Origin of the sequence: Pseudohongiella nitratireducens (assembly GCF_001642735.1) — a bacterium.
GTDB lineage: Bacteria > Pseudomonadota > Gammaproteobacteria > Pseudomonadales > Pseudohongiellaceae > Pseudohongiella > Pseudohongiella nitratireducens.
Genome location: NZ_LWHM01000005.1, coordinates 23654 through 39428, shown reverse-complemented (window position 1 = coordinate 39428; position 15775 = coordinate 23654). Strand labels below are relative to the sequence as shown.

Genomic DNA, 15775 nt, shown 5'->3' with positions numbered 1-15775 from the left:
AAACTCGCCTGACGGCTCAAGCAGTTCGGCTGCTTTTTCGGATGAGGGGCGCTAGGCAAAACGTGGTCTGATTGGCTGCGATATGTGGAGTGATGCCCTTCCCTTGTGCTGTGTTTGGGTACTCATGGGGTGTTGTTAGGCACTGTGTGTCATGCCATGGCGGGCTGACGATTAAAAAGGCCCGGCTCATTTGGTGAACCGGGCCTTTTTATGTCATTGCCTTAAGCGTCCAGGTTTTCTGGTTGCAACGTTTTAGTCCTGGCGCTGTTGGCTAAAGCCGTGTTGCGCATCGGATCCGCCATGGGCACGGTCGGGTGTTGTATCAGCCTCGGCAGGGGGTTCTTTACGGAACACGCGTTTGAATGCATCGGGAACCAGGTGGTTTCCAATCCAGTCACGGGTATGGTTGGCTGTGACATAGAACACGGGAATGAAAACCAGGGTGATCAGTGTCGACGCCATCAGGCCACCGACCACGACACGTGCCAGCGAGGCTTGCATTTCTGCTCCGGCACCAATGCCCAGTGCCAGTGGAATCAGGCCCAGCACCGTGGTGAGGGTCGTCATCAGGATCGGTCGCAAGCGTAGGCGCCCTGCCTTCACAACGGCCTGTTCGATCGGCATACCGTCTTCGCGGCGCATGATATTGATATAGTCCACCAGCAGAATGGCGTTATTGACCACGATACCGATCAGCATCACCATGCCCATGAAACTCTGCATGTTCAGGGTGGTGCCGGTGAGGATCAAGGTTGGCACCACGCCAACAATAGCCAGTGGCACGGATCCCATTACGATCAACGGATCCAGGAAGCGTTCGAACTGGGCCGCCATCACCATATAGATCAGCACCAGCGCCATGACAATCGCCATGACAAAGTCGCGCTGGGACTCCATCTGCTCTTCGTATTCGCCACCGTAAACGATAGAAAACCCGTCAGGAAGCTGCATCTGGGACAGGTTCTCGCGAATACGCTCTACAGCATCGCCCAGCGCGACACCACTTTCGAGGTTGGCATTGATATATGTCACCCGCTGACCGTCAATGCGGCGAATCTCGGTTGGTCCCCGGCCAAAGGTGGTGGAAATCAGGGAAGAAACTGGCACAACCTCGCCATTAGCCGCACGAATGGAAATGTTATCGATATCCTGGGAATTCAACCGATCCTCAGGCCGCAGGCGAACGACAATATCAAACTCATCACCCCTGTCCCGGTAAACACCGGCACGCGAACCACCGACACTGGCCTGAATAGCTCGACTGACATCGCTGACGCCAATCCCCAGTGAAGCCAGCTTCTCCCTGTCAAAGCGAATCTGCTGCTCTGGCCGCCCTTCCCGGCGACTCAGATTGACGTCAGCAATGCCGGGTAAAACTTCGACACGATCACTGATGCGCTGGGCTATCTGATCTGCTGCATCCAGATCGTAACCTCGCAGTTCCACCTGTATGGCATCTTCACCACCGGAACCGAAAATCCGGCGCATGATCCACATGCCGGATTGCGCGCGAACATACACACGCATGCCTGGTATGGCATCCTCAACACGGGCACGAATGTAATCAGCCATTTCATTGGCATTCATGGTGCGCTCTTCCTGATCGATCAGGGTCAGTTCCAGTTCAGCATCACCATTTTGCGCATCGCGTGTGTAATTAACGACATTTTCCCAGGGCACAATATTGCGAACAATCTGATCCATTTCCATCATGTAGCTATGGATCACGGCGATATTGGTGCCTTCGTCCATGCGCATGCGGATGGAAAGCGTATCAGCCTCAGTCTGTGGCGCCAGTTCAACGGAAATCATGCGTATACCCAGCACCGACAGCAAGAGCAGCCCGGTTGTGGCAGCGATGACCACCGCCTTGTGCGCCAGGGCCCAGCTAACCACACGCTCATAGCGCTGCTCAAGTCCATACAGAATACGTTCGTTCCAGGTTGCTGTCTGGTCATGTGCGGGTTCATGTGCTGGCACACTGAGAAAGCGGCTCGACAACATCGGCACCAGCGTCAGCGCGACAAACAATGAACACATCAAGGAGAAGACAACCACCAGGGCCATTTCCTGAAACATGGTCCCGGTCAGGGTCTGCATGAACACCACAGGCAGGAAAATGACTGAGGTTGTCAGCGTTGAAGCGATAACCGCGCCTGTCACCTGCCGAGTTCCTCTCTCGGCGGCCTTTTTCAGCGGTTTACCCTGTTGCCGGTGCCGGACGATGTTCTCAATGACCACAATGGCATTATCAACAATCAGGCCAACCCCAAGCGCCAGTCCCCCAAAACTCATCTGGTTGAGCGTCAGACCACCAAAATACAGCAGTGCGAACGTGGCGATGATGGCAATAGGGATGGAGACAGAAATAATACTGGTAATAGAGCCATTGCGGAAAAAAGCCAGCAACACAATCACAGCAAGGATGCCGCCCCAAAGCGCGGAGTTTCGAACGCTATCGATTGAGTCCTGAATAAACTCGCTCTGATCGGTCACCATGAGGATTTCCAGATCATTGCGCTCCGAATTGATTCTTTGCAATTCCTGGTTAACCTGTTCGGCTACCGCAACGGTATTGGCACCGGTTTGTTTGCGAATCCCCATACGAATCATGGGCAACTCATTGATTTCGATATACCGGCCAATATCTGCCCGATCATCACTGACATCCGCCACATCACCAACGCGCACCGGCACGCCTTCAACCGAACGAATGACGACATTCTGGATTTCATCTACCGAGTTGAACTCACCCATCGAGCGTATATATAGCTCAGACATGCCGCGCTGGACATTGCCACCGGGAGAGTTGTTACCCTCCCGGCCAATCGCCTGGCTGATATCATTCATGGTCAGCCCGCTGGCCAGCAGGCGGTCGCGTCTGACATCAACACGAATCTCGCGATCAATTCCGCCCCAGACATCAACGGCACCAACACCGGCAATCTGTTCAAAACGACGACTCAGGTCCCGCTCCATGATTGTGGTCAGGTCCATCAGGTCCATGTCAGATTGCACACCCAGAATCACAATCGGTGAGTCATCCGGGTTAAAGCGACGGATACGAGGTGGATCGGCATCTTCCGGCAAGCTGTTCCGCAAACGATCCAGCGCCTCACGCACATCATTGGATATCACATCGATGTCCACGCCCTGAGAGAAGCGCAGACTGACCGAACCACTGCCCTCCTGAGATCTCGAAGACATACGTTCAATATCGGGCACAACAGCCAGTGCATTTTCCAGTGGCTCGGTGATCAGCAATTCAATGTCTTCCGGGCCGACATTGGGATAGCTGACCTGAACCGACAGTTCAGGCATCTCAATAGGAGGCAACAGGTCTACTGGCAGGAAGCGAAAGCCCAGTGTCCCAAGCGTGATGATGATCAGGAATATCATGGTCGTCGCAATAGGGCGACTGATGGATTGCTTCGTAATAGCCATGACTCAGTCTCCTGTCGGGATCAACTATCAGCCGGGACAGCGTTTTGACGTTGCTCCCGGGCCGCATCAATGATGTCAAAAATATCGCGATTCTGTTTGCGTTGCATTTCTTCCATGCGATCCCAGCTCATGACCCTGGCTCGCGCCTCAGCCACATTGCCCATCAGCAGGTTCTGCCCAATGGTCACGACCCAGTCACCTTGCTGGATACCTTCGACACCACTGCTCATGCGACCACTGGCAACAACATCAACGGGGACAAACTGCACGGGGGCAGCAGGCAGCATGGCCGGGGCGCCATCCACCTCGGAAACCGGGCGCGCTTCTGGTCCCGGTGGCGTCATCACATAAACCCCCTCAACACCGGTTCGCGGATGACGATAAATGGCACTGTTGGGAATCAGCACCGCATCCTCAGTTTCACCGTAATAGATATCGGCATTGAGAAACATGCCCGGCCTAAGCATGCGGTCCGGGTTTTCCATTTCTACATAGGCCTGGGTACGCAGGGTATTTGCGTCGAGAAAAGGCGAAATGCGTGAGACGGATGCGTCGAACCGGAGATCCGGCCAGTTTTCGGAATAAAGACTCACTGACATGCCTTCGCGGATATAGGTCAGCATCCGCTCTGTTAGCAGCATCTCGATACGAACATCATCCAGATCGCCAATGATAAACAAGGGCGCACTGGCAGAAACGATCTGGCCACGCTCGACATTGCGTTGTCCGACCATACCACTGATTGGTGCCCTGACCGTTGTATTGGCCAGTTCCAGCCGACGCTCCTCGACAACCGATTGTGCCTGGTTTTCCTGGGCACGGCGCAACTCCACATTGGCCTGCGCCACGTCCACTTGAACCTGGATATCTTCCAGCGCAGACACTGTCTCCAGACGCCTTTCGGTCAATGACTGTATTCGTTCGAGCTGGTTTTGCAGTGCAGCCAGATTCGCCTGGGCCTGACGTGTCTGCGCTTCTGCAACCTGCAGTCCCGCCTGAGCTTGATTGAGGCGTTCTCGATATTCGGTATCACGAATCTGCACCAGAGGATCACCAGCTTGCACTGCGTCACCGCTATCAACAAAGACCTCAGTAACAGGGCCGCCCACTTCGGCTATTATCTCAGACTGGTTTTCTGCGATAACGCGCCCGGTCAGGCGCTCTTCCAGTGGCAGACTGCCGATGCGAGCCTCAACCACTTCAACAGCAGGAACAGGCATCTCCTGCTGACCACCCGGACCGAACCCACCCGGGAAGCCACCCGGTCTCTGGCCCTGGGCACCGGCATTGCCGGTTTCAGGTTCTGAGCCGCCGCAAGCCGCCAGTACAATCACCATACCGGCTGTGCAAAAGGATTGGCATACGCGTCTAAAACGAACTGACTGCCTGACCATAGAAAACATTGACTGACCTCTTAAATGCGCATGCCCTGGACCGCGCGGCTTTTCTATCTGAAGGAATCGTTGGCATTCCTGATGATAAAATGGCTGATTAGCTAGCAAAGTGTCGTTCTCAATACGTCTCATAACGTTGAGCGGATTAATAAACTGGCTTTATGCCCGGGTATTTTGACAATTCATTCCAGCCTACCCCCAAGACATTGACCCTACAATGATTATCGCACGCTGCTTATCGTGAATACGGGATGTTTCATGGAAAGTTGCAACAATCAGTGTCGATGAAATCGCAATTGTCAAGGATTCTCCTAAATTCCATGGATTAAGGACAAAAAGGACTGTATTTGCTTGGCATTTCAGCCGCCGGTAGTTTACTTTAGGGCCAAATTTCCGGGCAAAACACAGGTCACGAATATGACGATGGACAGTTGGGATAATGCCATTACCGGCCAACCTGGTGGCGGTGCAGTAAATTCGCACAGTTTTGGTGGCGCAGTCAGCTTTTTCCGAACTCCGCTTGGCAGGCAACTTGACGGTATGGATGTCGCAGTAATGGGTGTCCCGATGGATATCGCCACTACCAATCGCTCTGGTGCCCGGCTTGGCCCGCGAGCCATTCGAAACGCATCCATGTCACTGGCCTGGGAGCGCCCCTGGCCATGGCAACAGGATCCTTTGCAGGCATTAAAAGTCGTCGATTATGGCGACTGTGAAAATCACCTTGGTGGTGGACTCACCAGCGTCAAACACATTGAAAGCTGGATAGATCCGATTCTTGCAGCGAACTGTGCCTGCCTGTTACTGGGCGGAGATCACTTTATCAGCTACCCGTCTTTGCGATCACATTTTCGTAAACACGGTCCTATCGCGCTGATCCACTTTGATGCCCACACCGATACCTGGCCCAGTTCGGGTGAAGGGATCAATCACGGCACCATGTTTTACCAGGCCGCAAAAGAAGGCATTGTGCTTCCAGAACACTCAGTACAGATAGGCATACGAACTACAAATGATGACACGCTGGGCTACCAGATCCTTTCCGCAGCCGATGTCTACGAAAACAGTGCAGCCGATCTGGTCAGCCGGATCAAGCAACGTGTCGGCAACCACCCGGTTTATCTGACATTTGATATCGACTGCCTGGATCCTGCATTTGCCCCCGGCACCGGCACCCCGGTTCCTGGCGGGCTGAGCAGTTTTCAGGCACTGAATATTATTCGCGGCCTGACCGGTATTAATCTGGTAGGGATGGATGTCGTGGAAGTCGCTCCCGCTTATGATCACGCCGAAGTCACTGCGCTGGCCGGTGCCCAGATCGCCATCGAGTTGCTGGCGCTCTATGCAGCCTGCCGCAAACCCAGAGCTTAAGCAAGCCTTGAGCGTAAAGACAGCCTTGAGCGTAAAAACAGCCCTGAGCGTAAAAAACAGCCCTGAGCGTAAAAAATAGCCCTGAGCGTAAAAAGCACTCTTGGCCCCAGAATGACTGACATGACAACCGAACTTAAGAACCGGGGGAGCAGTAGATCCATGACGGCAGACAGCACGGCAGCACAAAATATTCAGCAGGCACGAGACACTTATGGCATGGATGTCTGGTCTGACGGTTTCTTTCAGATCGATAGCAATGGTCATGTCACGGTTACACCGACCGAGAACCCCGATCTGGCCATCGACATTAACAGTGTTGTAGATGCAGCACTGGAAAGCGGCTCAGCATTGCCGTTGATCGTCCGCTTTCAGGATATTATCGCTGCCCGCGTACAACGCCTGAACCGTAAATTCCGTGAAGCCATTGCCGAAGCACAATATCCCAACCAGTACCGAAGTATTTACCCCATCAAGGTCAACCAGTTACACGAGGTGGTGGCCGAAGTGCTGGAGGCTGGCCGTGAGTTTGACGCTGGCCTGGAATGTGGCTCCAAAGCAGAACTGATGGCAGCCCTGCCATTAATTGGCGATGACACATTACTCTTGTGTAACGGCGTGAAAGACCACGTCATGCTGTCGCTGATGCTCAACGCTCAGCAATTGGGTCAACAGGTCATCCCGATCATTGAGAAATACAGTGAGTTTGAGCAGTTGCTACTGCTGGCATCGGAGCAAGAGCAAACACCCCGCCTGGGTGTCCGGGTCAAGCTCAACACCAAAGGGTCAGGGCGCTGGTATGAATCGGGTGGTTCACGCTCCAAGTTTGGTCTGACCATTCCTGAAGTCGTCAAACTGGTACAAACCCTTAAAGCACGAGATCAGACCGACAGCCTTGAACTTTTGCACTTCCATCTGGGCAGTCAGATATCAGACATCCAGGTGTTGCGAAGTGCGGTTAAAGAAATCACCCAGATCTATACCGACCTGATTAAACGTGGCTGTCAGATCAAATTTCTGGACGTCGGTGGCGGACTCGGGGTGAATTACGGTGGTGACTATGAGAACTCGGAATCTTCCATCAACTATGGCCTGCGAGAGTATGCCAATGTCATCGTTTATGCGGTCAAGGAAATTTGTGAAGAACGCGATGTTGCCGTGCCGACGTTGCTGTCGGAAAGTGGTCGTGCACTGACCGCCCACCATTCCATGCTGGTAGTGCCGGTGCTCGGCGTTCACCGCCCGGACAGCCCGCCGCTGACAGATGAGCTGAATGAAGACGAAATTCCTGCGGTACTCTCGCGGATGCAGTCGACACTGGCCGACGCAGAGAAACATGATGTCCCCGGCATCCTGCTGGAGTGTTATCACGATGCTGAAGAGTTACGCTCAGAAGTGGATCAACTGCTGAGGCTGGGCTACATCAGTCTGGAGCATGTCGCTCAGTCAGACCGACTCTATTGGCATACCTGCCGGGAAATTTTACGCAAGCTCCAGGCAGCGGAACTGTCACCGCCACCACAAGAGCAACTGGACCTGGAAGAGCAATTGACCGATCTTTATCTCTGTGATTTCTCGGTCTTTCATTCCATTATCGACCACTGGGCAATTGACCAGGTATTTCCCGTCATGCCATTACACCGGCTGGATGAACTACCCACACGCCGTGCTCAGGTCGTTGATCTGACCTGCGACTCTGATGGGAAAATCAAGAATTATGTTAGCGGTCAGGGTAATGCCAACTGGCTGCCTTTGCATGAACACCAGTCTGGCGAACGTTACCATATCGGCATCTTTCTGGTCGGTGCTTACCAGGAAATTCTCGGCGATGCCCACAACCTCATGGGACGCGTGGATGAAGTTCACGTCTACGCCCGGGATGATGAACCTGGCAATTTCTGGATTGAAGAGTCTCTCAAAGGCTTAAGCACTCAGGAGATGTTAAGTCAGGTCCAGTATTTTCCAAATGATCTGGATCGTCGCCTGAATGAATTCATCCGCAAGCAAATTAACACTGGCGTTATCAAGCCAACTGCAGCCAGCCGCATATTAAACAATTACACCAAGCGACTGACCGAAACCACTTACTGCAGCACTGAAGTGATTCATAACCACAAATGATGCCTCTATCAGCGGCTTAACACCCAGTAACTGAACGCTATCAACACGGCATAGCGTGCACCTTTACCGACTGCTATGAGCAACAACGCCAACCGCCACCGTGTGCCGGCCAGACCGGCCACGAATGTGAGTGGATCCCCGACGATGGGGAGCCAGGACCCTAGCAACGTCCAGACTCCGTATTTGCGGAATAGACCTGCTGCTCGTTCTCGCTGTTTTTCACTAAAGGCACGGTCAGCCCATCCCGAGAAATGACTGATATAGACTCCCAGGCAATAATTCAGCATGCCACCAGCGGTATTACCCAGCGTGGCAACCAGCCACAACATCAAGGCATTGCGATCTCCCTGCAGGAGATAGAGCAGGTATGCTTCAGAACTTGCCGGCAGCAATGTGGCAGCCAGAAAAGCACTGGCGAAAAGCGTGAGATAGACCACTGTAAGGGTTACACCAGATCAGACTGGTCAAGAACGGGCAATCGCAAGGTTTCCTTGATCTCTTCCATGACAATATAACTCTTGGACTCGCGTACCGATGGCAACCTCAGCAAAATATCACCCAACAGCTTGCGGTACGATGCCATCTCAGAAATGCGCGCTTTTACCAGATAGTCAAAATCCCCCGACACCAGGTGGCATTCCAGAATTTGTGGTAACTCCAGGACAGCACGACGAAAATCCTCGAAAATGCTGGCAGATTTTGACGAGAGACTAATTTCCACAAACACCAGCAAAGGTGCCTGCAGCTTATGGGGGTTCAATCTGGCACTGTAGCCCAGTATGAACTTCTCGCGCTCCAGTCGCCTGACACGTTCGAGACAAGGGGTCGTCGACAGTCCTACCCGCTCCCCCAGTTCCACATAGGAGATACGACCATCCTCTTGCAATACCTTTAGTATATTTCGATCAATTTTATCCAGCTCTCGGCTACTCAATCGTTTGGTTTTCATGGTATCTCCAGCCGTATCGGTCGGGCCTTCATGGTAGGGGATTTGGACTATCTGCCTGGCATTCTAATATTCAGCAAAACAGTAGAAATTATTACTGCTAATCCATTTTTATCAGAAATATTAACCATAATACTACAATAATCTGAAAAATATCGACTACCAGTAACAATTACAATAGCCACATTAACTAAACAGCTACTCAAACAAAGGAGATTTTGTAAATGCATACGCTGGTTATTGGTGGCGGTGTTATTGGCATGACCACTGCCTGGCACCTGGCCAAAAGTGGCCATCAAGTCACTCTCATCGAGAGACAATCAGGGCCCGCACTGGAAACCAGCTTCGCCAATGCTGGCATGCTCTCAACTGGCTATTCCACGCCCTGGGCAGCACCCGGCGTACCTCGCAAAGCACTGGGCTGGCTATTATCCCGTCATGCACCACTGCGTTTCCGACCCACGTTCGATTGGCAGCAATATCAGTGGATGTGGCAGATGTGGCGACAGTGTTCTGTAGCTGACTACAAACGCAACAAATCCAGATTGCTACAACTGGCCTTGTACAGCCAGGATCGCATGCAGGTATTGGACAGCGAACTCGGCTTGAATTACGAGCAGCGCCAGCTGGGCACACTGCAGCTGTTTCGTTCACAAAAACAGTGGCTCCAGGCTCAGCAGGACTGCGACATTCTGGACCATTACGGCATTCCCTACCGCTCACTTTCTGCCCGGGAACTGGTTGAGGCAGAACCAGGGCTGGCATCAGGGGGTGAGCGCACACTACCGTATTGCGGTGGCCTGCAAATCACCAATGACAGCACCGGAGACTGCTATCAGTTCACCAGAAAGCTGAGTGACGCCTGTGAAAAACTTGGCGTAGAAATGCGTTATGGCCACCAGATCGAAGGGATGAGCGTAGCCAATGGTAAGGTCAACACCATCCAGTTTCGTGGCCCTGACAATGAGATCATGACCATGTGGCCGGATGCTGTCGTCATCGCGGCAGGCAGCCTGTCACGTAAGCTGATGAAGAAGTCACTGGGCATCAACCTGCCCACTTATCCGGTCAAGGGATACTCCCTGACACTGGACGTTGACGATGAGGCTGGTGCACCTCAGTCCACACTCATGGATGAAACCTTCAAAGTCGCGGTAACGCGCTTTGATAACCGTATACGTGTCGGCGGTATTGCCGAGCTGTCAGGCTATTCATCGGGACTGCGACAATCCGCGATCGATACATTACGCAAAGTGGGTAACGATATGTTCCCCACTGCCACCAACTGGCAAACCGGCAAAGCCTGGACAGGCTTGCGGCCAATGACACCTGACAGCACCCCCATTATCGGGCCGTCCGATATTGAAGGGCTTTATCTGAACACCGGTCATGGCAGCCTTGGCTGGACATTGGCCTGTGGGTCAGCGCAATTATTGACCGACACGATCAACGGTCAGTCAACCGCACTCAATCCGGACGGCTATGCCTTGTCGCGCTTTGGCAGGCCCATGGTCTCAGGTGTGACTTACCGGCCATTGCAGGTCTGACTGCCCGACGTATAATTTCAGGCGGCCAGTGTCATCAGTAACATCTGCAATGCGAGCAGAACCACCAGTAAGGCAAACAACCGACGCAACACGCCAACAGGGAGCCGGTGGGCCAGGCTGGCCCCTAACGGTGCCGTTAACAAACTGGTGGCGGCAATCCCCAGCACACCCGGCCAGTATACAAACCCGGTGCTCCAGGCAGGCAGATCAACCTGCTGAAAGCCGTTCCACAGATAGCCCAGGGTCCCTGCCATTGCAATCGGTAAGCCTACGGCAGCCGAACTGCCAATGGCTGTTTTCAGGGGCAAGCCACGAGAAGCCAGATACGGCACCGTTAATGTGCCACCACCAATAGCCGCCAGTGCCGAAATCGCACCAATGCCTGAGCCAACCAGGCTTAGCTGAGATAACCGCGGCAAATTAATCTGCCTGTCACCTGTTTCACCCGGTTTCCCTGATCTGAGCAGGCGCCAGGCGATGACACACATAAAGACAAAGAAAAACAGCGATAGTGGCTCCGGCTCGAGGTTACTCGCCACAAACGTGGCTGCAAACGAGCCTAGTATGATACCTGGCGCCAAACCTCGAACTGCATTCCAGTAAACACCTCCGCGCCGATGATGTGCGCGCAAGCTGGCAATGGCTGTTGGAATGATGGCTGCCATGGAAGTACCCAGTGCCAGGTGAACTACCCACAGCTCACTGAGATTAAAGCGGTAGAACAGCCAGGTCAGAACCGGGACCATCACAGCCCCGCCACCGACACCAAACAGCCCGGCCAGCAACCCGGTGACCGCACCAAGCAGGGGCAGCAAAAACATCAACTCGAACACGACCATTCCAACCTTGCCCCAACCTTACACCTTAGTTGTAAACTTCTTTCCAGACAGTAATACGATCGTGCCCATCCTGACGGCCAAAGGTGGCATAGGCACGCGGGTTGTTGCTGGGCGTCTCGTCATTTTGCAGCCAGGCGGGGACATCCAGTTCAAACAGGATAGCACCGGTTGCATCCGGAGCAGTCCAGAAAAGATCAGGGTAGTAGTTACGACCGGTAATCAGTGATGCAGTCGCCCCGTCTGCCGACGTAGACAATGAGCTGGCATTGCTCAAAATGCTGATATCAGCCGGTTCGATTTCAGTGCAATTATCATCAACGTTACGAATGAAGTAACTGCCCTGCCAGTATTGTGTCGTCACCAATATCGGCAAAGCTTCATTTTCAGGACCGAAAGTGTCGGGAACCACAGCCAGCCCAAAGCGAACGTCCTGGGTGTCATCTACCGCAATGGCGTTGCAATTGTCCGGCGTTGTGCAATCAGATTCATCTGCTTTGAAGTCCGGATCTGCCACAACCGTATAAGAGCCACCTGTCTCATTATCATCCAGCATGATACCAATCCGGACATCAAATGGACCATCCGGATCACCACTGCTATCTCGATCCACCTGGAAAGCTTGTGCGGCAACAATGGCCTCCCCTTCATCCCAGACGGGGGTAAAACTGTCTCCCCCCAAGCGGTCACTGATATCCGAGCCACCAGCCTCATCCCTGGCACTTAACATAACAGTAGCACCCGTGCCGACATCCGGATAGTTCAGTGTGGTATTGCCGCCGCGGTTTTCAGCCAGTACTTCCAGCGACAATTCCAAGGGTTGACTCATATAGGTAAACGGATCACTCAGGTTCTGGCAGGCTGGTGTGACCCAGGCATCCACCAGTTCAAACTGCCAGGGAATAAAACGACCAATGTCTGCAGAGACAGTTGACACATTACCTGTGCCCAAATAATCCAGTGACGAAACACGGGCAGTAAACCGCGCCGTCCCTACTTCACTATAACGCACTTGTGAGCTGCTGAATTCTCCGGCACCGGTTTTACTGAAAGGCGCAACCAGGCTGATATCACCACTGTAGCCTCCGCTGGGAACGACCGCTGTACCACTGGGCGCCAGCGTTAAGGTTTCAGGCGAGGTCTCGTTGCCAAAATTCGGCGTTACCTGACCGCTGCTACTTCTGGCGGTCAACACAACACTAAAGTCTTCGCCTGTTTTGGCAAAGATGCCAGCTGAGTAACCGCCAGGACCGGAGACAGCAACATTGATAGACGCAGGCCGGACGACAAATGCATTGGAAACACCGGCAAGCGTGTCGCCATTATTTGCTTGAGCACTCGCATACAAACGTATTTGCCCGACATCTTCCAGCTCAGTATTAAGTGAGGCTGTGCCCGTGCCACCAAAACTGGCAGTCACCGCAGTATAAGTCGGGTACTCACTGGCAGCGGTCCCGGCCACACTGAGCAGGGAGCCGCCACTACTACATGAGCCAGGATCCAGGCATTCCACACTGACATCAATTTCACTGACACCGGTCAATGCTGTGGCACAGGCACCGGTATCAGTATCCGTCCTGATGGCTTCCAGAACGGTAGTAAATGCGGTACCTGCGGTTTGGGTAGGAATACTCTGCCAGCGTAACGCTGTGTCGACCACTTCCAGCGTACAACCTGAGGGGCTTTGACATTGCGTTGCATTCGCTGCGGCTTCGGGGACAGTAGATAAAGAAAGCGTATAAGAACCTGGCGTCGATAATTCCACGGCAGCAGATGCCGTCGTGGAGGCACTGAAGCTGCTGTTGAAATTAGTGGATGACCCCGATGTTGCAACCAGGGTAACACCGCCAGTCAACGTCGACTCGGTGGTACACCCGGCATCTTCACAGGCTCTGATAATGACAGTTTCAGCTTCACAGGTCAGCAGTTGCCCGCTATGTTCAATACGATAATGATCCACGCCACCACCGCCACCACTACAGGGGCCTTCATTGGAGTTCTGATCACAGACAGGGCCACCGACGTTGCCAGTGTTACCAACCTGCTCTTCGTTAGGTGCGTTGACATAGCCATTAATGGTGCCATTGTCCGTATAGACAGGCCCATCGGAGTTAACGTTACCATTGATGGTACCCTGGTTCGAAACCTGCCCTTCGGAATCAACACTACCGCCAATATAGCTGCCATTGCCTATATTTATGTTATGTCCGTTCACATCTCCTGATATGTTGCAGTTACCACTCATATTGAGGTCACCGCCACTGGTGACACTGCCATCAAGGTCCATGTTATTGCCCAGATTCGCGTTATTACCAACCTCAACATTGCCGTTGATAGTCACGTTATTGCTGCTGGCATTCAGGTTGTTCGTCGCTTCGATATTGCCATTTACCGTACTGCCCTGTGACATATTGACGTTGTTAGTCGCCGTAACCGGGCCGTTCACAGTGGCATTTTGATTGATATTGACCGTGCCACCATCCACATTGCCTGTGACTTCGGTACCACTGCCGATTGTGAGCGTTCCTGACGCCTGCAGGTTGCCGTTCACTTCACCATTACTGCCTAGCTGCATGCTGCTGGCGGTGATATTTCCGGTGTAATCGAGGTTATTGCCATTGAGGTTGGCAGCACCCGTAACATCAATGTCACCGACCCAGGTCAGGTTGCCACCAGAGGCGTAGATATTTGACGCTTCAATATTCGCCACAACATCCGTGTTATTACCTACGTTCAGGCTACCGCTCATATCAATGGTCAAGTCAGCAGGAGAGCCTCCGACATTAATACTTGCACCATTAAAGCCGCCATTACCAAACACCCAGGTTGTTGGAGAACTAACGGTAATTGAATCACTGTTACCAAGATTAAGGTAACCGCTGCAGGTCACGGTTGCTCCTGACGAGGAGCAGCCACCCGGCAACGGGCCACCCGGGAAGGTATAACTTGCTGCATAGGCATTACCTGTCACTACTGAAAGCAACCAGAATAGACTTAATTTAATCAGCCAGGGCCGAAACAGCATAGTGCTCCTGAAGCGCATAATAGTGGATACATCGTGGGAAAGGTCATCGATTTCGGTTTCACCCACTATAGAAGGTATACCAGAATAAGCGAAATCAATGAAAGAAGTAATAACAGGTAAGTACTAGTTTTATCTAGCTGAAAATACCCATGACAGAAGGGCGAGATAAGCACGAAAGCAGCACCTCAACAGCTGTTACAGGGACTGCGAAGCGATACCCGTAACAGCAGTGAGGTCAGAAATGTCTGACTGACTAGAGACCAGAAACGCTTAGCTCAATACGACTGGCTGCACCGTAGATAACTGATGGCTGAACGTGTAAGCGTGCGGGTGGCTGTAAACCAGTCCAGGCCGGCATGATGGTGTCCATACGCTCACGAATCGAGCTGGTAATACCACTATCAGTTCCCATGGCCTCTAACTGAGCCAGCACATCATAGGCAATGCGCATGAAACCAAAGGAGTCCTGGTATTCATGACCGTTTTCAAGGCCCAGGTCATCTCCTGCGGCAATATCATATTCAGCAGCAGCAGTACTGACCAGGTCTACGATCACATCACCAAGCAGTCTGGGAGTCACTGGAGCAACGGCTCCTTCTGCTCTGGCGATGGCTGACATCAGGTCATCAAAGGCGGCCGTAACCGTTGATACCGGCTGCCTGTTTTCAACGGCCAGTGCCAGCGCACTTAGCTGACCCGCAAACTCTGGCGCATTACGCACCTCCAATGCAGGAAGCAAGGCGGCGTAAATTTCACTCTCCGGATGCTTCATATGCGTTTCAGAGGCCTCCGCATCACCTTCCTGATACAGTTCAACACCGACCAGCAAATGTCCACGAATAAATTTCAACTGGCCAAGATAGACCGCATCACTGGACACTGAGTCTGCAGAGCTGGCACTTTCACCGCCTTCACCACCCTCACTGGCCGTCATTGCCATGGCGCTGTGATCCATGGTGGAAGACATGTCACCGCCCTGGGTTGAGGTGCATGACACCATAGCCCCTGATGCACATACGACGCCGAGACCCAGCCAGATCTTGCTTGTTGAATCCATAAACACTTCCCTCAAATGCTTTAAAATTTGCGTAATT

At 52.9% G+C, this 15775-nt stretch carries 10 protein-coding genes; 3 read left to right on the top strand and 7 right to left on the bottom strand.

The genetic code is table 11. From position 1 onward, the window contains the following. Window positions 1-252 precede the first annotated feature (252 nt). The gene (locus PSCS_RS02635) at window positions 253-3444 is read right to left on the bottom strand and encodes an efflux RND transporter permease subunit (protein ID WP_068810256.1); all 3192 of its coding nucleotides are present in this window, start codon (window positions 3442-3444) and stop codon (window positions 253-255) included. A 20-nt stretch (window positions 3445-3464) separates the two neighbouring features. After that, window positions 3465-4781, bottom strand: coding sequence for an efflux RND transporter periplasmic adaptor subunit (locus PSCS_RS02630; protein WP_068810255.1), 1317 nt, complete (start codon window positions 4779-4781; stop codon window positions 3465-3467). Between the two features lie 474 nt (window positions 4782-5255). On the opposite strand from PSCS_RS02630, the gene speB reads away from it, so the two are divergent. Beyond that, window positions 5256-6209, top strand: a complete 954-nt coding sequence (gene speB, locus PSCS_RS02625; RefSeq protein ID WP_397387145.1) for an agmatinase — start codon at window positions 5256-5258, stop codon at window positions 6207-6209. A gap of 159 nt (window positions 6210-6368) precedes the next feature. Beyond that, the gene (gene speA / locus PSCS_RS02620; protein ID WP_068810254.1) at window positions 6369-8327 is read left to right on the top strand and encodes a biosynthetic arginine decarboxylase; all 1959 of its coding nucleotides are present in this window, start codon (window positions 6369-6371) and stop codon (window positions 8325-8327) included. Between the two features lie 8 nt (window positions 8328-8335). Here speA and PSCS_RS02615 read toward each other — a convergent pair whose 3' ends face one another. Next, entirely contained in the window at window positions 8336-8764 is a 429-nt protein-coding gene (locus PSCS_RS02615) for a YqaA family protein (protein WP_068810253.1), read from the bottom strand. A gap of 8 nt (window positions 8765-8772) precedes the next feature. Then, complete coding sequence (gene lrp, locus PSCS_RS02610) at window positions 8773-9276, bottom strand: leucine-responsive transcriptional regulator Lrp (RefSeq protein WP_068810252.1); 504 nt, start codon at window positions 9274-9276, stop codon at window positions 8773-8775. 221 nt (window positions 9277-9497) lie between these two features. Here lrp and PSCS_RS02605 point away from each other — a divergent pair, with 221 nt between their 5' ends. Next, window positions 9498-10820 (top strand): D-amino acid dehydrogenase, encoded by a 1323-nt coding sequence (locus PSCS_RS02605; RefSeq protein ID WP_068810251.1) that lies wholly within the window; start codon window positions 9498-9500, stop codon window positions 10818-10820. A gap of 17 nt (window positions 10821-10837) precedes the next feature. Here PSCS_RS02605 and PSCS_RS02600 read toward each other — a convergent pair whose 3' ends face one another. The 3 genes from PSCS_RS02600 to PSCS_RS02590 all read right to left on the bottom strand — a co-directional run bounded on the left by PSCS_RS02600 (window position 10838) and on the right by PSCS_RS02590 (window position 15738). Continuing rightward, on the bottom strand, window positions 10838-11653 hold the full coding sequence (locus tag PSCS_RS02600; RefSeq protein ID WP_317621776.1) for a sulfite exporter TauE/SafE family protein: 816 nt from the start codon (window positions 11651-11653) through the stop codon (window positions 10838-10840). A 31-nt stretch (window positions 11654-11684) separates the two neighbouring features. Beyond that, on the bottom strand, window positions 11685-14681 hold the full coding sequence (locus PSCS_RS02595) for a DUF6701 domain-containing protein (protein WP_068810249.1): 2997 nt from the start codon (window positions 14679-14681) through the stop codon (window positions 11685-11687). Between the two features lie 253 nt (window positions 14682-14934). Continuing rightward, window positions 14935-15738: a hypothetical protein gene (locus PSCS_RS02590; RefSeq protein ID WP_068810248.1), complete on the bottom strand. Its 804-nt coding sequence runs from the start codon at window positions 15736-15738 to the stop codon at window positions 14935-14937. Window positions 15739-15775 lie beyond the last annotated feature (37 nt).